Origin of the sequence: Pectobacterium sp. S5, assembly GCF_051707265.1 — a bacterium.
In the GTDB taxonomy this organism is placed as follows: domain Bacteria; phylum Pseudomonadota; class Gammaproteobacteria; order Enterobacterales; family Enterobacteriaceae; genus Pectobacterium; species Pectobacterium polare.
Map to the genome: position 1 here is coordinate 106,847 of NZ_JAULSZ010000006.1, position 17,883 is coordinate 124,729.

The window sequence follows — 17,883 nt, forward strand, 5'->3', positions numbered from 1 at the left end:
TCATTCCTGATGGCGCTTATCGTTAGGCAGCGGAGCCGCTGGGGAAATGGCCTTCACCATCTCCCGGCTACGCAGAAAGACCCAGCCGACGATCCCCGCCAGCATCGCGCCGGTCACCAGATCGATGAACAGGTGTCGGCGCAGTTGCAGGATAGAAAGGGCTATCGCCGCTCCCCACAGAAGGTACAAACCGGTTTTCACCTTCTGCTGGCCATCACTCATCGCCCACACCGCCAGCACCGTTAGCGCAATATGCAGCGACGGCAGGCAATTCTGCGGCGAGTCGATATGCAGCAAAAGCTGTAGCACATGGGTAGAGAGATCGTCCCCGACGACCTGTGGATACACCATCGTGGTCGGAAAAATCAGGTACACCACGCCCGCGATCAAGGCAGTCAGCTGCGTTGCTCGACGTAACCCCGCCAGACGCGTAATCGGGCAAGATAAGTAAGACAGCGGCACGATGATAAAAAACGAGAGATACAGCCAGATCGCCGAGGCGCTAAAAGGAATCCACTCATCAACAAACGACGTTGGCAGTACCGTTCCCTGCCCCTGAAACTGCGCACTCAGTTGATATACCAGCCCGACCGTTCCCCAACCGAAGAGCAGCGCTTTCAGTCGCAACAGCAGCGTTTCTTGAGGAAATAGCCTCATGCACTCTCCTTCAAACGGGTAATCCGTCTGCGCTTTTGCGTAAATTCTGGCGCAATCTCACCGGCGGTGAGATGCCACCGTAGCCGCGACGCATCAATACCCTGCAACGCAAACTGCTGCGACAGACTATCCCGACAGGCTTCCAGCTCCGGCAGGCTGCACGCGGCAGATAAATGCAGCGTCGCATCGCCCTGCTGCACTAGCCGATAGTCGGCATGCAGCGGCAGCGCATTGGCAATAATCCGGCTACAGAGATCCGCAAACACAGTCTGAGGCTCGCCGTTACTGTCCGGCAATCGCAGGCTATCATCGCTGCGCCCTTCAATGCGGGCAATCGCCATCGTCACTCGGCCACACGCGCAGGGCGTTTTTTGCTTCACCAACACATCGTCCAGTCGATAGCGCACAATCGGCTGCGTACTGCGAGTAAAATCGGTGATGATGGGCGTAAAGCGTTCGTCATCCAGCCACTGCGGCTCGATGTGAATAAATTCTTCGTTGAGATGCAGCGTACCGTGTTCGCAGGTCGATGCCAGAAAGCCTTCCGTCGCCTGATACACCTCCCCAACCTGCCCGAAGACCTGCTGCAACAATTGCTTGTCCTGCGGTTCCAGCACCTCGGCTACAGAAATCACCTTTTTGACCGACAGGCGCAGCTCACCACGCTGTACCGCCAGCGCCAGTTCGCGCAGCACCTGTGCGGGGGCGACGATAATCGACGGCGACCACGCTTCCAGCCGCGAAAAATGCTCAGAAAATGGCGCGAAGAGATCGTAAAACGACAGGCTGAGCCAACGGTTATCCACGCTGTGATACAGATTGTTATCCGCCCGCAGGAACAACGCCACCCGCTCACCGACACGTAAGCCGTCCGGCAGCATTTTCGCCAGCATACCTCCCGCCCACACCTGTTGTTCACGCGGGCTGACGACAAACAGGCCACGCTGCCCAGAGGTGCCGGACGACAGCCCAACGCTAAACCCGCCCACATTCGGTGTGAAGTCGCGATCTTCTTCACTACGGCGCGCGCAGGCGAGCAGTTCATCCCGCTTAAGCCCGGCGGTGTTCATCCGATCGAATTCGGCCATCATCACGGCTTTATCCATCATCGGCCAGGATGTCATGGGTAGCTGGCAGTAAGGACGAAAATAGGGACTACGCGCCAGCACGCGCCGAGCAAAACGAGAAAGCTGGCGCTGCTGATGGCGTTCAAGCGCCTGACGAGTAGAAAAGGTCAGGCGTCTGGCGCGGAAATAGTGCCAGATCGTCATCAGCGGAATCATAGGTCACCCTCGTGACACAGCCGAATCTCGACTTGCCCGTTCAGGTGCAACTGGTGCAGTTGATCCAGCGTGTGGTAATAGGCTTTTGGATCGTCCATCACCAGATTCGCCAAGCGCGACGGCCCACGCCCTTCGCGATAACTGTGCGGCGACCAAGCGGCATCGCTTGCCAGCAGTACCCAGCCGTTTTCCGTCAGCACAAACGCGCCGAGGTGTCCGGCGGCATGGCCGGGCAACGGCACCAGCACGATCTCTTTATCGCTACCCGGCAGCGCATAGCCTTGCGTAAACGGCGCCAGCTCGGCTGGCAGATCGGTAAGCGGGAAGTTTTCGACAAACTGAAGCGCCTGCTCAAAATGTTCAGGGATCAGCGCGGGCACAAATGCCCGCTTCAAGGCCGCGAAACCGCGCAGATTCCGCGTCTGCTGCCAGCCCAGCGCCGAACAGATAAACGGTACGTTAGGGAAATCCCGCAGCCCCGCGATATGGTCGCCATGAAAATGAGAAATAATCAGGCCATCAATGTCCGCAGGTTGAATCCCCTGCCCATGTAGCTGGTGAATCAGCGCGTCTTTCGTCTCGAAATGCACCGGTGTCATTCTGCGGTACAGCTGGAACAGGCCGGATTGCGTGGCATCGGTAAAATGCTGGGCATAGCCGGTGTCCCACAGCCAGCGCTTACCCTGACTTTCCAACATCCAGACGCGCGCCGGAAAACGGCATACTTTCCATCCCGCACCACGCAGCGCCATGCAGCCGGGATGCAGGCAGTACCCGACTTCAAACGTTGAAATATTAGCCATGTCGGTCAGTGCTCCGCTGTGCAAGATGCGCGTTGAACCAGTTACCCGTTAGCTCGATGCCCTGCTGAAGGGAGAAACGCGGCTGATACCCCAGCTCCTGTTTGGCTTTCTCCGCGCTGAGCGTCATATCGAAATTCACCGCTCCCGCACTGTAGCGCGTCAACAGCGGCTCTTTCCGGCTAAACCACGAGAACAGCTCCATGCCACCCGCCACCGCGTGCAGCAGCGGATACGGCACCGCCCTGACGCGATAGTTCATCCCTAGTTGCCCAGCCAGCAGTTGTTGAAGCATGTCTACAAGGCGTGCGGGTTCATGATTGGTGATGTTGTACGCCGAACCAGACACTAACCCCGTGCGCTGGCTGGCAAGCGCCATCGCTTCCACCACGTTGCCGACAAACGTCAGATCCAGCAACGCCTCGCCACCGCGCGGGAGCCGCAACACGCCGCCGCCCACTGCGATCTGTTCCAGAACTCGCGGCAGAATCACGCGGTCGTGCGGGCCAAACAGGCCACGCGGGCGCAGAATCACGTAGGTAGTTTGCGGGTAGCGCGACGTCAGCGCCTGAAGGCGTTCTTCCGCCAGAAATTTAGTCTGCGCATAGTGATTGGCAAAACGCGCCGCGCGGTAGCTTTCATCGATATTCAGGTGGTGCTGGAAATCGAAGTAAATCGCGGGCGTGGAGATATGTACAAAGCGCGAGATACCCAACTGACCAGCGGCGTCAGCCAGCCGTGCCGTCACCTCAGTATTATTCTGATAAAAATCATTATATTGGCCCCACGGTGATGATTTCGCGGCGCAGTGCCAGACCACGTCGCAGCCCGCCATCAGCGTTCGAAACTGGTCTACCGAGGTTTCCACCAAATCGATACCGACAAACTGCGCGCCCAGCGCTTCAAGCTGTTGCCCCACCGAGCGATCGCGCCCGCAGGCCAGCACCTGATGCCCAGCCTGAAGCAGCCACTCCACCGCATTACGCCCCAATCCGCTGGTTGCGCCCGTGACGAAGACTCTCATGGGATCAATACCATGCCGCCCAGCGTCAACCCGGCGGCCGTACCGACCAGCATCGCGGGTTCCCCCTCAGGCAGACGCTGCGTCACGATGGCATGATGCAGCGCCGTCGGAATCGAGGCCGCCACCTGATTACCGTGATAGCGGTAAATATCAATCAGCCTTTCGGTCGGGATCGCCAGCCGCTTACGCATATGCTCCAGCGACAGGTGACTGGCCTGATGCGGAACCACCGCCGCCATCTGATCCAGCGAATAACCGCTGGCATCCAGCAGCCGTTGCAGATAGCCCTCAATCAGGGCAGAAGCCTGCCTGAATAGCCGTTTTCCCTGCATATGGAACAGAAAATCATGCAGTTCCATCCCCGCACGCGGGTTACGCAAGGTACCGCCTGCGCGGATCTGGCACAGTTCGTTGCCCTTCGGGTAGGTTTCCAGCAGACACGCCGCAATACCGCTGCGCCCATCGCCGCGTTCGACAATCGCACACGCGGCACCATCGCCAAAAATCAGCGACGACTCTTCGTCATCCCAATCGATACCGCGCGAAGCCAGTTCGGTAGAGACGATGGCAATGCGTCGATAAGCGCCGGTATTTAACAACCCGGCCGCCACCTGAAGCGCGGAAATAAAGCTGACGCAGCTGCTGTTAATATCGAAACTGGCCGTCCCTTTTGGCAGGGACGAGGCCTTTAATAAGTGGCTGGCGCTATAAGGCAGCGCCTGAATCGGAATCGCAGAAGCAAACAACAGCAGATCGATGGACGCTGGCGGAATAACGCCCCGCGCCAGCGCGTCATTTAACGCCGCCACACCGAGTTCCGCCTGGCTGGCATGATTATCCGCATGGTGGCGATAAATAATGCCTGAACGGCTTTCGACATAACCAGCGGGCTTATTGAGCCGCACATCTAATTCAGCCGACGTCACCCGCTGCGCAGGAAGCGCGCTGCCGGTAGAAATAATCTTGAGTGGAACCAATCCCTGAGTGACTGCATGACTTTGCGTCTTCAACTTCAATCCTTTCCAGATTTATTATCGTTTTACCCGTACTGAGCAGGTCATCACGTACGGTATTTATTCATTCTGCTGCTAAGAATAACGAAATCACCGCGAATTGAAATCTTAAGCTGTGCGGTCGCCCTATTCCATCCCGACACTTTTTCGCTATTCTCTGTCCATTCGCGATGCTTAATTAAGCCAGAAGTTATACTTATGTCATTGTTTATCAAATCAGTTATTGGCGCGCTAATCGTATTGCTCATCAGCGTACTGGCGAAAAGCCGAAACTATTATATTGCCGGGCTGGTACCGTTATTCCCCACGTTCGCACTGATCGCACATTATATCGTTGGCACCGAACGTGGACTGGAAGCGCTGCGCGCCACCATCCTGTTTGGCATCTGGTCCGTGATTCCTTATCTGGTTTATCTCATCTCACTTTATTACTTTACCGCGTGGATGAAATTGCCCCAGGCGCTACTCGCGGCAGTCGTGTGTTGGAGTGTATCAGCGGCACTGCTAGTCAAAATCTGGACGTGGTATCAAGGGAATTAGGTGTTGGCAGAAGGGCTGGCCCCCTCTGCCATAGGCAGGTGAGATTAGGCGAAGGCGAAGCCTTCATCTTCCCATCCCGTGATTCCCCCTATCATAATTTTTACCGGGCGACCGAGTTGTGCCAGCTTCAATGCCGCCTGATCGGCACCATTGCAGTGTGGTCCCGCACAATAGACGACAAACCGCGTGTCATCAGGCCACTCGGCCATACGCTCAGGTGTAATTTCACGATGCGGAAGGTGAATCGCCCCCGGTATATGGCGCGCGCTAAAGTGCTTCGTCGATCCCACCACATGCAGTAACACAAAGTCCTGCTGAGTGTCAGAGAGCGATCCCGCAACATCCGCACAGTCCGTTTCCACAGACAGACGACGTGAAAAATGGGATAGGGCGATATCAGAAGCAGCAAAGGGATATTCAGTCACGTAACTCATCGATTTTTCTCATTGATTGGAATGAGGCTCGACTATAAAACGGATACATAAAGGCTGGCAGATGGCATTATTGCCATATATCGTCAATATCATGACAAGTTATTGAGGTGAGGAAACCGATGTTCAATCCGCTTGTTGTCGTACTCGCTTATGATGGCCTGTGTACATTCGAATTTGGTATCGCTGTTGAAGTCTTCGGCCTTCCACGCCCCGAAATGGGTGAAAATTGGTATCAGTTTGCCGTTGCGGGTTTAGACAGTGGCGCAATGCGGGCAACGGGTGGAATCCATGTGGTTGCCGATGGTGGCCTTGAGCTGTTAACACAGGCAGGGACGATTATCATTCCCGGCTGGAAAGGCAGTGATGTGCCCGTCCCTGAACATCTGGTCGATGCATTACGCCAGGCACACCAGCAGGGTGCCAGGCTACTCTCTATCTGTTCTGGCGTTTTTGTCCTCGCGGCGACAGGCCTGCTTTCCGGGCGACGCGCCACGACACACTGGCGCTACAGCGACACGTTAAAAATGCAATATCCTGATATCAACATCGAGCCAGACGTGCTTTATATTGATGAAGGAACGATTCTTACGTCAGCCGGAAGTGCGGCGGGTATCGATCTGGGGCTGCATCTCATCCGTCGGGATTACGGCAGCAAAGCGGCCAATCAAGTGGCTCGCCGATTGGTGGTCGCACCGCATCGTGATGGTGGGCAAGCACAGTATATTGAAAAAGCAGTACCTGTAGACTACGAACGCTCGCGACTCGGACCGCTTATCGATCATGTCCGAGCCAACCTCGCGGAAGAGTATTCCGTTACGAAGCTGGCGGCAATTTCTTGTATGAGCCCACGCACGTTCCTTCGCCGTTTTTCTGCCGCTACGGGTACGACACCAGCGCGCTGGCTACTGGCCGAACGGCTGAATACCGCTCGCGATTTACTGGAAAACACGCGCTTATCGATCGAGAAAATCGCCGAAACGGTAGGATTCGGTACCGCAGCCTCGTTACGCCACCATTTTCGCCAGCAGCTCGATCTCACGCCCTCAACCTATCGGTTGCGCTTCGGGCAGAGAGCCGATGATATCTCAGAGAATCTTGCCGCGAAGATAGGATAAGATCATGACAAAAACGACGTACCCCGGCACGATTCATCGCCCCATTCTCTCCTCGCAGGAAGCCGAACGCTTCACGCTCCCGCACTATTTCACGCGGCCTGGACACGATGATCAGACAGAAGCTGACATCTGGCTGCCTGCACCGATTGAGGTCGATCCGGCGACGCCCTGGGTTGTCGGGCCACAGGTCGGGGTGGATGGCGCAACGCACACCCATGTTCAACAGGCGGTGAACGCCGCGCTGCGGGCGCAGAATGGTCGAGCGCGGATTGAGATTAAACTGCTGCCGGGCACCTATACCGGTACGGTCTATATCCCTGCTGATGCCCCACCGCTCACGCTATGTGGGGCGGGAGAAAAGCCGGATGACGTAGTGATTCAACTCGCGCTGGATTCGATGTTTTCACCCGCGATCTATCGGGAAACGGTAAATTCGCACGGCGAATATCAGCCCGGTGACCCCGCCTGGTACCTGTACGATCTCTGTGCATCAAAGCAGAACGCGACGATTGATACCATTTGTGCCGCCGTGGTCTGGTCGCAAAGTGACAATTTCCAGATGAAGAACCTGACGGTGGTGAATACCTTGCTGGATTCAGTAGACGGCCGAGCACATCAGGCTGTCGCGCTGCGCACCGACGGCGACAAGGTTCAGCTTGAAAAGGTTCACCTCATCGGTCGTCAGGACACGTTTTTCGTCAATACCAGCAACCTCCAGAATGAGTACGTCACGGACCGCTACAGCCGAGCCTACATTAAAGACAGCTACATTGAGGGTGATGTCGATTACGTTTTTGGGCGCGCAACTGCGGTATTCGAGCGTGTCCGCTTTCATACAGTTTCCAGCCGTGGGGCGAAAGATATTCACGTCTTCGCGCCTGACAGCATGCCGTGGGTGCAATACGGCTTTCTGGCAGTGGCGTGTCGTTTCACGGGAGACGAAGGCTTCAGCGGAGGAAAAAAGGCCAAACTGGGGCGCGCCTGGGATCAGGGAGCAAGGCAGACGGGATATCAGCCGGGCCAGACGGCAAACGGCCAGTTAGTAATTCGCGACAGCACGATTGACGCCAGCTATGACAGAGAACAGCCATGGGGCGCGGCGGCAACCACCGCACGGCCCTTTGCGGGTAACGCGGATTCAGCCCGCAATCTCGACGATGTGCATTTCAATCGGCTGTGGGAATACCACAATATCGACGAGACGTGAGGTACAGCGAAAGGGATAACAAAATATGAAAGGCGGATGCAACTCATGAAGACAATTAATGTAATTGAGACCTGATGGGCCTGTAAAACAATACAGGCCATAGAGGAGAAAAAGCTATTTTTATTATACTATTGATAAATCTCGCTTAATTAGCATTCCCTGATGTTAGCCAATCATCACGCTTATCCTGAGCGGTGTTTGTTTCTTTTACTTTACGCCCTTAACATTGTCGTATAATTGTATGTTTTTCCACCTCAAAGAAAAGCTATACTAAGGTATAGGTTAGGCTATCGGTATAGGTTCCTATAGATATACCTATAGGTATAGGTATATACTTTTTCTACTACAGGATGTTGAGTTTTCAGGTTGAGGTCATGAGATGTCGCAATTATTCTCCAACAATGAAACTATAAGCAGAGTAATAAAAAATCAATTCGATACAGCATTAAGTCACTATGGCGACATCAAATATTCCTATATGGTATTAAATAAGAAAAAACCTACAGAAATTCTTATCATTTCAAATCACCATGACGAGTGGAGAGAGATATACCGAGCCAATAACTATCAACACATCGATCCTGTAGTCATTGCTGCACTTAATAAAATCACACCTTTCCCTTGGGACGAAGATTTACTTGTAAGCACACAACTGAAGATGTCAAAGATCTTCAACTTATCCAAAGAGCATAACATCACCAACGGCTATACTTTCGTGCTTCATGACCACACTAACAATCTGGTTATGTTATCTATCATGATTGATGAATCTAATGTGAGTAACATTGATGAGGTCATCGAGAGTAATAAAGATAAATTACAAATGACGTTGATGAACATCCATTCAGAAACCATCTCTCTTTACAGAGAGATGATCAGAAACAAAGAGGATGAAAGGTCAAATGATAAAGATATTTTTTCTCAACGAGAAAATGAAATTCTTTACTGGGCCAGCATGGGAAAAACCTATCAGGAAATCGCACTGATATTAGGTATTAAAACAGGAACCGTTAAATTCCACATCGGCAATGTTGTAAAAAAACTCGGTGTATTAAATGCCAAACATGCCATCAGACTTGGCATCGAATTACAACTTATCCGACCGGTTCAGTCATAGGCTCGAAAGACAGTGGCCACTCTCGTAGCTTACTTTCAACGAACTCTTGATTGTTATTTATACGACGAACTAACACATCCTGGCTTTCTTTGTCGACAGGTAAAAACAGTAGATAAACCCTTTCCTGCTTTTCTGACAATCCTTGTTCAACAACAGAAATTTTCCAGCCAGAACGCTTTAATATTGTGAGCATAGGATGGCTGACGATTGTGTAAACACCATCATATCCTTTACTTCTTGAGTAATTCACCGTTGCCAAAAAGAACATCGTGCTAACGGGATAAGTATTACCTAAAATAGTTTTCGACCGAGCTTTATCTACAAAAAAGCGACTCGACTCAATATAGTTTCCTTCGGGAATATCTACTTTATCAAAATAGGGAAAAAATGTGCCGGTAATCATATTAGGGTATTTTGTTTCGATTAACCGGGAACTGCAAATGACCTGATTATCTTCTACGCCGAAAAGATAGGTCGCGTTATCATCATCATATTGATCGAACTCCATCCCATTAATACATTTTACCGCCCAATTTAGCCGGTCCTTAAACGTTTCTTTTCTGAGCGTAAACAATTCTTCCGATTTTTTTTCCGACAATAGTGTGTAACTTACATCGAATATCTCTAACATTTTTCCTCCATTAAAAATTTGCAGCTAGACATCACAAAAACAGATACACCATCCAATACGTTCTTTTGCCTTTTAAAATCCTCGGCTTATTGTCATTGTATTCTGTCGCTTTCCACGGCGGTTGTACAGATGCAACCTGCATTGTCAGCAAGAGTTCATAAACAAAAAAACACCGCGAGAAAATCCAATATAAACATATGATAAACAGATAAAAAAAATCCGGAAACGCGAGACGATTCCGGATTTTTATATTACTCAATCTGTGCGTTATTTCTCTGCTTTATCCTGCAGTTGCCCTACCTGCGGCAAACCCGTGCTGGCGGAGGAAGAGAGCAAGCCCGTTTCAGCATAATTAAACAGTTTTTCACGCGTGTCGGTAATATCCAGATTGCGCATGGTCAGTTGGCCGATACGATCATCTGGCGAGAAGACCGAGTCGCCTTTCTCCATAGTCAGACGTTCTGGCTTATAGGTCAGATTGTCAGACACGGTGTTCATGATGGAATAATCATTGCCACGACGCAGCTCCAGCGTAACCTCACCCGTGATGGCGCTGGCGATCCAACGCTGAGAAGAATCACGCAGCATCAGAGCCTGAGAATCGAACCAGCGTCCCTGATACAGGAAACGACCCAGTTGACGGCCATTGGCGTGGTATTGCTCGATGGTGTCTTCGTTGTGGATACCGGTAACCAGACGCTCATAGGCAATGTGCAGCAGTGCCATTCCCGGCGCTTCATAGATGCCGCGGCTTTTCGCTTCAATGATGCGGTTTTCGATCTGATCGCTCATGCCCAGACCGTGACGACCGCCGATGCGGTTCGCTTCCAGCATCAGTTCAACGTCATCGGCAAAGGTCTTGCCGTTCAACGCTACTGGGTGACCACGTTCAAAACGGATGGTCACTTCTTCTGCTGGCACTTTGATGTTTTCGTCCCAGAACTTCACGCCCATAATCGGGTTAACGATTTTGACGCTGGAATTCAGGAATTCCAGATCCTTCGCTTCATGGGTTGCACCCAGAATGTTGGAATCGGTGGAATAGGCTTTCTCAGCCGACATTTTATAGCCGAACCCTGCCTGTGACATAAACTCGGACATTTCCTGACGGCCGCCCAGTTCATCAATGAAATCGGTATCCAGCCACGGCTTGTAAATCTTCAGTTCAGCATTAGTCAGCAGGCCGTAACGATAGAAACGCTCAATATCGTTGCCTTTATAGGTGCTGCCGTCGCCCCAGATGTTTACGCCGTCTTCTTTCATTGCAGCAACCAGCATCGTACCGGTAACCGCACGGCCCAATGGCGTGGTGTTGAAATAGGTCACGCCCGCCGTCGTGTTGTGGAATGCGCCACACTGAATCGCAGCGATACCTTCAGCAACCAGTTGCTTACGGCAGTCGATCAGGCGAGCATTTTCTGCGCCGTATTCCATAGCCCGACGTGGGATTTCCTCGTAGTCATCCTCGTCTGGCTGCCCCAGGTTCGCGGTATACGCATAAGGCACCGCGCCTTTTTGACGCATCCAAAGCAGTGCAGCGCTGGTATCCAGACCACCCGAGAACGCAATACCAATACGCTGACCAACCGGAAGATGCTTGAGAATCGTTGTCATATATATAATCCCTGCTCGAAAGATCTCTGGATATAAGCTGAGTCGCCCACACCATTATGTTACGCCATACATTCATGAGCGTTCGGGCCCTGTGCACATCCTGCATCAAACGGACCGGTCGATGACCAACATCGACACACTCACAAATGCATATTTATGCAAAATAAGTGAGTGATAATTTAAACATCTTTTTGGCGGGACAGGAAGAGAAGAGTCATACTTTCATGCAAAAAAATTCGTGGCCAATTCACGACCAAGTTAGCAAGTATAGCGCTATCTTCTCTTCAAGCTAAGCAGCAAAAATCGTTTACGCGACCCACTCGACATTAATAAAACATCGTTTCATTTTGGCGATATTTCTTTGCTATTCTCTTGCGGTTAACACCTTCCCTTGCATATTGCTGGAGATGCTATGTCTAAGAAAGTCGCCGTTCTGCTGGCTCCTGGGTTTGAAGAAGCAGAAGCGATTATGGTGATTGATGTACTGCACCGTATGAAGATAGAAGTCACCATGCTGTCATGCTATGACAGACTGGAGCTGCACAGTTATCACAATATTCGCATGTTTGCCGATGCTCTGTTGGAAAGAAATCAGGACACGCTGTTTGATGCCGTAGTCATTCCTGGCGGCCCACAGGGAACGGTAAATCTGGCCGCAAACCCGATGGTCGTCGAGTTTATCCGTCGCCATGACGACGCGGGGAAACTGATTTGCCCACTGTGCTCCGCAGCCGCTCGCGTGCTGGGGGGTAACAAACTGCTGAAAGGCCGCCGCTACGTTTGCTCCGGGAATTTATGGCAGGACGTGACCGATGGCGTTTATGTTGACGAGAAAGTCGTGGAAGACGGCAATCTGATCAGCGGCAAGGGGCTGGGGGTCACATTCGACTTTGCCTTTACCATCGCCAGCCGTCTGACCGGTGACAAAGAAAACGCCAACTTCCAGGTTGAGCACATCGATTACGATTACTGGCGCGTGCCAGCGTAACCGTTCACCAACCTAATGATAAGGCGCGCACCGTCGCGCCTTCCTGTGTGACCTTCCAGCATGACCTTCTTTTATGAATAGCCTTAATAACCTTCCCCATAACGCTCGCGGTACTCTTTCGGCGTGATGTCATACCCTTTCTTAAAGACGGCATAAAAATAGGGCAGCGAAGGGTAGCCACACATCAATGAGATCTCACCAATCGAGAGCGAAGTCGATATTAGCAAGTTACGCGCCCGATCCAGCTTCTCCTCATGAATCATACCGTGAATGGTCTGGCCGACTTCGTCTTTGAAGCGTTTTTCCAGATTCGAGCGGGAAATCCCCACCGCATCCAGCACCTGCTCAACCTTAATCCCTTTGCAGGCGTGATAGCGGATAAAATGCATCGCCTGAATCACAGCAGGATCGTGCACGGAGCGATAATCCGTTGAGCGACGTTCAACCACCCGAACTGGCGGCACCAAAATACGCTGTAGCGGTACATCAGACTGATTCAACAGCAGCTGGTGCAGCAACTTCGCTGCACGATACCCCATTTGGCGCGTGCCCTGCGCTACCGACGAGAGCGCAACGCGAGAAAGGTAGCGAATCAGATCTTCGTTATCGATCCCGATGACGCACAGCTTTTCTGGTACGGCAATATTCAGGTGCTCGCAGACTTGCAGCAGATGGCGCGCACGAGAATCCGTCACCGCGATAATCCCCGTCTGCGGCGGTAACCCCTGCACCCAGTCAGCCAGCCGATTTTGCGCGTATTGCCAGTTATCCGGCGAGGTTTCCATTCCCTGATACACCACGCCCTGATACTTTTCTGCCGCAACCAACTGCCGGAAAGCATGCTCCCGTTCCTGCGCCCAGCCTTTCCCGCCCGATGCCGGCAGGCCATAAAACGCAAAGCGGTTCAGCCCTTTCTCTTTGAGGTGCATAAACGCGCTTTCCACCAGTGCATAATTATCTGTCGCGATATAATGCACAGGCGGATAATCTTCGGGCTGATGGTAAGAACCGCCCACACCCACCAGCGGAACATTCACATCCTGTAGCAGCCGCTTGATCTCGCCATCGTCAAAATCGGCAATCACGCCGTCGCCCAGCCATTCTTTGATGTTATCAATGCGGCAACGGAAATCCTCTTCAATGAAGATGTCCCAGTCACACTGGGAAGCTTGTAAATACTCACCAACGCCTTCAACCACCTGACGGTCATACACTTTATTGGCGTTGAACAGCAGCGTGATGCGATAGCGTTTTTCAAACATGGCAGTTGGCGCTCATTAATCGCAAGTTCCTTGAATAAAGTCTTCTTCCTTGAATAGCACAGCGCCCCAAGAGGCCAAAATAAATTGCTGATTATTGCGAGCCGCCACGTATTTCCTTAGCAGACTCGACGTTGCGTCATACGCGCCGCTTTGTTGCGGTATCCATCCACACCGCCAACAGCAGGATTCCGCCTTTAACGACGTATTGCCAGAACGTCGGCACATCCAGCATGCTCATCCCGTTATCCAGCGACGCCATGATAAATGCCCCCATCACCGCGCCCGCGACACTACCAATGCCGCCCGCCAGACTGGTGCCGCCAATCACGCAAGCGGCAATCGCATCCAGCTCGGCAATATTCCCGGCAGATGGCGACCCGGCCCCCAATCGTGAACTGAGAATCAGCCCGGCAACCGCAACCATCAGGCCGTTAATCGCGAACACCGCCATTTTGGTGCGCTCGACATTTACGCCCGATAGGCGAGCGGCATCGATATTTCCGCCCACGGCATAGATGCGGCGGCCAAATGCGGTTCGCGTCGCCAGAAAAATACCGCCCAACATCAACAGCGTCAGCACCAGAACCGGCGTTGGCACACCGCGATAGTCATTCAGCAGATAAATCGCGCCTAGCACTACCAGTGCCGTAAATGTCTGACGGCCAATATCACCTGCGGGTGGATTTACCGGTAACCCTAATCGGGCGCGACTGCTGCGCCGACGCCACTGCCAGGCAATAAACACCATTAGTCCGATGGCACCGAACATAAAACCCATGCCGGAAGGCAGATAGCTTTGCCCAATCTGCGACATTGCCTCACTGGTCGGGGAAACCGTGGTCCCGTTGGTGATGCCGATCAGAATGCCGCGAAAAGCCAGCATCCCCGCCAGCGTTACGATAAAAGAAGGGACTTTCCGGTAGGCGACCCACCAGCCATTCCACGCGCCCAGCAATAGTCCCAGCGCGAGCGTAACAACGATGATCAACGGCAAGGGCCAGCCAAACCAGACATCAAAAATCGCCGCCGCACCGCCCAGCAACCCCATCATCGAGCCGACCGACAGATCGATTTCAGCGGAGATAATGACAAACACCATACCGACCGCCAGAATGCCGGTGATCGCCGTTTGCCTCAGCAGGTTGGAGAGGTTACGCGCGCTGAGATACGCCCCATCGGTCATGTAGGTGAAAAAGAGCATGATGGCGATGATGGCGGCAATCATCACGTAGACCTGAAGATTGATGCTTTTCAACCGTTGCAGCATCGAGGCAGAGCCGGCGATATGTCGTTGTTCAGACTGCGATGTTTTCAGCACGATATTCACTCCTCAATGCAGCTTCCATAACATGTTCCTGGGTTAAATCACGATTGACCAAATCCGCTTTGATCCGCCCCTGATGCATCACCAATACCCGATCGCTCAATCCCAGCACTTCGGGCAATTCAGAAGAAATAACAATGACGGCAATGTGCTGTTTTACCAGCGCATTAATGAGCTTATAGATTTCATATTTGGCACCGATATCGATGCCGCGCGTGGGTTCATCGAGAATCAGAATGCGGGGGTTCAACAGCAGACATTTCGCCAGCACCGCTTTTTGCTGGTTGCCGCCGCTTAGTCGGGCAATCGCCAGTTCCGGGCTGGAGGTTTTCACTTTCAGGTTCGCTAGCGACTGCCGGATGATGTCCTGCTCACGGGCATCATCCAGCATGAAAAACGCCCCTGTAAATTGGTCGAGTGCCGCCAGCGTCATGTTCTGTGCCACGCTCATCACCGGGACGATACCGTCCTTCTTACGATCCTCCGGCACCATCGCAATACCCAGTGCCATCGCCTGTTGGCAATTGCTGATGGTCACTGGCTTACCGTCAATGAAGATATCGCCCTGCCAATGGCCGTGATAGGCACCAAACAGGCACTGCACCGTCTCGGTACGCCCTGACCCAACCAGCCCGGCAATGCCGAGAATTTCACCTCGGTGCAGAGCAAACGAGACATCATCCACCCGACGAATGTGGCGATTCACAGGGTGCCAGGCGGTCAGGTGTTCTACGCGCAGCACTTCTGCACCAACGACATGCGGTTCATTGGGATAAAGCTCCGTCAGTTCCCGCCCCACCATCATGGCGATGATCTGGTCTTCGCTCAGCTCAGCAGCCGGACGCGTACCAATCGGCTTCCCGTCGCGAATCACACAAATCACATCGGAAATGGCTTTAACTTCGTTGAGCTTGTGCGAGATGTAGATGCAGGCAATACCGTGATCGCGCAGATCCTTAATGATCTCCAGCAGGATAGCGGTTTCCCGCTCGGTCAATGAGGCCGTTGGTTCATCCAGCACCAGCAGACGCACCTGCTTGTTCAGCGCTTTGGCGATTTCAACCAGTTGCTGCTGACCTAATCCAAGCTCACCCACTTTGGTATTCGGGTCGACGGCCAGCTTGACCTGCTCCAGCATGCGCTGGCAGCGGAGGTACATATTGTCGTAATCCATCACGCCAAAACGCGTCCACTCGTTGCCCAAAAAGAGGTTCTCCAGCACCGTCATCTCTTTCACCAGCGCCAGTTCCTGATGAATGATCGCGATGCCTTTTTGCTCCGTATCGCGAATATGGTTGGCGCGCAGCTCGTCGCCAGAGAACACGATCTGCCCGTCATAGCTGCCATACGGGTAAATGCCACACAGCACCTTCATTAAGGTGGATTTCCCTGAGCCATTCTCGCCACACAGCGACAGGACCTGACCCGCGTCCAGCATCAGGCTAACGTTGTCTACGGCTTTCACCGCGCCAAACGCCTTGGTGATGTTTTTCATTTCCAACAGATGCGGCATCATGGCCTCCGTGATTCAGGTGTCTCAGGCCTCGCCTGCGACAGTGGCGAGCCACAACGTTATGTCGTGGCTCGGTAATCCTCTTTCCTACATCCTGAAACTCGAATTATTTAGGGTATATTGGCGGTGGAGTGCGTTAATACACGTCCGCTTTTTTGTGGAAGCCATCGGCAATGACGGTGGAATCGATATTGGATTTATCGACGGGAATCGGGGTCAGTAAGAAGGAAGGAATGTCTTTCAACCCATTGTTTAATTTAGCGTTGGATTCCGGGGCTTTATCGGAACCGAGTGCCACGGCAATATCTGCGGCGTCTTTCGCCAGCTTGCTGATCGGCTTATAGACCGTCATGGTTTGCGTGCCTGCCACAATACGTTTGATTGCCGCCAGATCGGCATCCTGACCGGAAATCGCCACTTTCCCTGCCAATCCCTGTGCGGCAAGCGCCTGAATCGCCCCGCCCGCCGTGGCATCGTTCGACGCCACAACAGCATCAATCTTATTGCTGTTCGCCGTTAGCGCATTTTCCATAATTTTCAGCGCGTTCTCTGGTAGCCAGGCATCAACCCACTGATCGCCGACCACTTTTATTTTCCCACTCTCGATCAGCGGCGTGAGGACTTTCATTTGCCCCTGACGAAACAGTTTCGCATTATTATCGACCGGTGAGCCCCCCATTAAGAAATAGTTCCCGCCAGGCACTTTATCGACGAGATATTTCGCCTGTAGTTCGCCAACCTTCTCATTATCAAATGAAATATAAAAATCCACGTCCGCATTATTAATCATGCGATCGTAAGCAAGCACTTTTATTCCCTCACGTTTTGCTTCCGCAATAACATTACCAAGTACCTGACCGTTATAAGGAATAATCACTAATACATCGACGCCGCGATTAATCATGTTTTCTATTTGAGAAATTTGTGTCGCTTCATTGCCGTTTGCTGATTGAACAAAAACATCAGCCCCCTGCTTTTTGGCTTGCTCAACAAAAAGATCGCGATCTTTCTGCCAGCGTTCGAGACGCAAATCATCAATCGCCATGCCTATTTTAACGTCCTTAGCGAATCCGGGCTGACAAGCAAGAATGAATACGGCACAAGCTGAGAGTAAAAAATGGTTAACTTTCATCATAGAGTACCTTTTTTATTTAAGATGCAGGGCCTAAGACTCCAATCGCCAGCAAAGTATTGTCGCTAAACATCCCTCCATCAATTACAGATTTTTATCCTCCAATTATGTTTTTTGGTTTAATTTCCGTTTTTTGATACGGGTCATATTTTATTGTCGTGTCACATTTTCATTTTGTTACCTATTGCGAAGCGTATTCAGAGTAAAACACCGTTATTTTTGCGACACA

17 protein-coding genes are annotated in these 17,883 nt (G+C 52.2%); 5 read left to right on the plus strand and 12 right to left on the minus strand.

What is annotated here, in order from left to right; translation table 11 throughout:
• Genes QWJ20_RS19065 through QWJ20_RS19085 form a run of 5 tightly spaced genes read right to left on the minus strand, consistent with a single transcriptional unit; the run spans position 1 to position 4,774 of the window.
• Entirely contained in the window at positions 1 to 657 is a 657-nt protein-coding gene (locus tag QWJ20_RS19065) for a phosphatase PAP2 family protein (RefSeq protein ID WP_433993236.1), read from the minus strand.
• Entirely contained in the window at positions 654 to 1,940 is a 1,287-nt protein-coding gene (locus tag QWJ20_RS19070; protein ID WP_433993237.1) for a F390 synthetase-related protein, read from the minus strand. The genes QWJ20_RS19065 and QWJ20_RS19070 overlap by 4 nt, the downstream gene beginning before the upstream one ends.
• Positions 1,937 to 2,743 carry an MBL fold metallo-hydrolase gene (locus tag QWJ20_RS19075; protein ID WP_095993183.1) on the minus strand — a complete coding sequence of 269 codons (807 nt, stop codon included), beginning with the start codon at positions 2,741 to 2,743 and terminating at the stop codon, positions 1,937 to 1,939. The genes QWJ20_RS19070 and QWJ20_RS19075 overlap by 4 nt, the downstream gene beginning before the upstream one ends.
• Positions 2,736 to 3,764, minus strand: a complete 1,029-nt coding sequence (locus QWJ20_RS19080; protein WP_433993238.1) for an NAD-dependent epimerase/dehydratase family protein — start codon at positions 3,762 to 3,764, stop codon at positions 2,736 to 2,738. The genes QWJ20_RS19075 and QWJ20_RS19080 overlap by 8 nt, the downstream gene beginning before the upstream one ends.
• Positions 3,761 to 4,774, minus strand: a complete 1,014-nt coding sequence (locus QWJ20_RS19085; protein ID WP_039483187.1) for a ketoacyl-ACP synthase III — start codon at positions 4,772 to 4,774, stop codon at positions 3,761 to 3,763. Before QWJ20_RS19085 ends, QWJ20_RS19080 begins: the two co-directional genes overlap by 4 nt.
• Positions 4,775 to 4,975: 201 nt before the next feature.
• On the opposite strand from QWJ20_RS19085, the gene QWJ20_RS19090 reads away from it, so the two are divergent.
• On the plus strand, positions 4,976 to 5,317 hold the full coding sequence (locus QWJ20_RS19090) for a GlpM family protein (protein ID WP_010284221.1): 342 nt from the start codon (positions 4,976 to 4,978) through the stop codon (positions 5,315 to 5,317).
• Between the two features lie 44 nt (positions 5,318 to 5,361).
• On the opposite strand, the gene QWJ20_RS19095 is transcribed toward QWJ20_RS19090, so the two are convergent.
• Positions 5,362 to 5,751: a rhodanese-like domain-containing protein gene (locus QWJ20_RS19095; RefSeq protein WP_039483193.1), complete on the minus strand. Its 390-nt coding sequence runs from the start codon at positions 5,749 to 5,751 to the stop codon at positions 5,362 to 5,364.
• A 119-nt stretch (positions 5,752 to 5,870) separates the two neighbouring features.
• Here QWJ20_RS19095 and ftrA point away from each other — a divergent pair, with 119 nt between their 5' ends.
• The 3 genes from ftrA to QWJ20_RS19110 all read left to right on the plus strand — a co-directional run bounded on the left by ftrA (position 5,871) and on the right by QWJ20_RS19110 (position 9,190).
• Positions 5,871 to 6,866 (plus strand): transcriptional regulator FtrA, encoded by a 996-nt coding sequence (ftrA, locus tag QWJ20_RS19100; protein ID WP_433993239.1) that lies wholly within the window; start codon positions 5,871 to 5,873, stop codon positions 6,864 to 6,866.
• Positions 6,867 to 6,870: 4 nt separating this feature from the next.
• Positions 6,871 to 8,073 carry a pectinesterase PemB gene (gene pemB / locus QWJ20_RS19105; RefSeq protein WP_433993240.1) on the plus strand — a complete coding sequence of 401 codons (1,203 nt, stop codon included), beginning with the start codon at positions 6,871 to 6,873 and terminating at the stop codon, positions 8,071 to 8,073.
• Positions 8,074 to 8,452: 379 nt separating this feature from the next.
• Positions 8,453 to 9,190 carry a helix-turn-helix transcriptional regulator gene (locus QWJ20_RS19110; RefSeq protein ID WP_095993187.1) on the plus strand — a complete coding sequence of 246 codons (738 nt, stop codon included), beginning with the start codon at positions 8,453 to 8,455 and terminating at the stop codon, positions 9,188 to 9,190.
• Here the strand turns inward: QWJ20_RS19110 and QWJ20_RS19115 are convergent.
• Both QWJ20_RS19115 and argG read right to left on the minus strand, forming a co-directional pair.
• Entirely contained in the window at positions 9,168 to 9,821 is a 654-nt protein-coding gene (locus tag QWJ20_RS19115) for an acyl-homoserine-lactone synthase (protein WP_095993188.1), read from the minus strand. The two genes, QWJ20_RS19110 and QWJ20_RS19115, sit on opposite strands and share 23 nt — an antisense overlap.
• Before the next feature lie 267 nt (positions 9,822 to 10,088).
• The gene (argG, locus tag QWJ20_RS19120) at positions 10,089 to 11,435 is read right to left on the minus strand and encodes an argininosuccinate synthase (RefSeq protein WP_433993241.1); all 1,347 of its coding nucleotides are present in this window, start codon (positions 11,433 to 11,435) and stop codon (positions 10,089 to 10,091) included.
• A 412-nt stretch (positions 11,436 to 11,847) separates the two neighbouring features.
• Here argG and QWJ20_RS19125 point away from each other — a divergent pair, with 412 nt between their 5' ends.
• Entirely contained in the window at positions 11,848 to 12,423 is a 576-nt protein-coding gene (locus tag QWJ20_RS19125; RefSeq protein ID WP_109410903.1) for a DJ-1/PfpI family protein, read from the plus strand.
• 83 nt (positions 12,424 to 12,506) lie between these two features.
• On the opposite strand, the gene xylR is transcribed toward QWJ20_RS19125, so the two are convergent.
• The 4 genes from xylR to xylF form a co-directional block, all read right to left on the minus strand.
• Entirely contained in the window at positions 12,507 to 13,685 is a 1,179-nt protein-coding gene (gene xylR / locus QWJ20_RS19130; RefSeq protein ID WP_039483217.1) for a D-xylose utilization transcriptional activator XylR, read from the minus strand.
• A 136-nt stretch (positions 13,686 to 13,821) separates the two neighbouring features.
• On the minus strand, positions 13,822 to 14,952 hold the full coding sequence (gene xylH / locus QWJ20_RS19135) for a xylose ABC transporter permease XylH (RefSeq protein ID WP_433993280.1): 1,131 nt from the start codon (positions 14,950 to 14,952) through the stop codon (positions 13,822 to 13,824).
• Between the two features lie 28 nt (positions 14,953 to 14,980).
• Positions 14,981 to 16,522 carry a xylose ABC transporter ATP-binding protein gene (locus tag QWJ20_RS19140; RefSeq protein WP_433993281.1) on the minus strand — a complete coding sequence of 514 codons (1,542 nt, stop codon included), beginning with the start codon at positions 16,520 to 16,522 and terminating at the stop codon, positions 14,981 to 14,983.
• Positions 16,523 to 16,658: 136 nt separating this feature from the next.
• Positions 16,659 to 17,654, minus strand: coding sequence for a D-xylose ABC transporter substrate-binding protein (gene xylF / locus QWJ20_RS19145; RefSeq protein ID WP_039483224.1), 996 nt, complete (start codon positions 17,652 to 17,654; stop codon positions 16,659 to 16,661).
• Positions 17,655 to 17,883 lie beyond the last annotated feature (229 nt).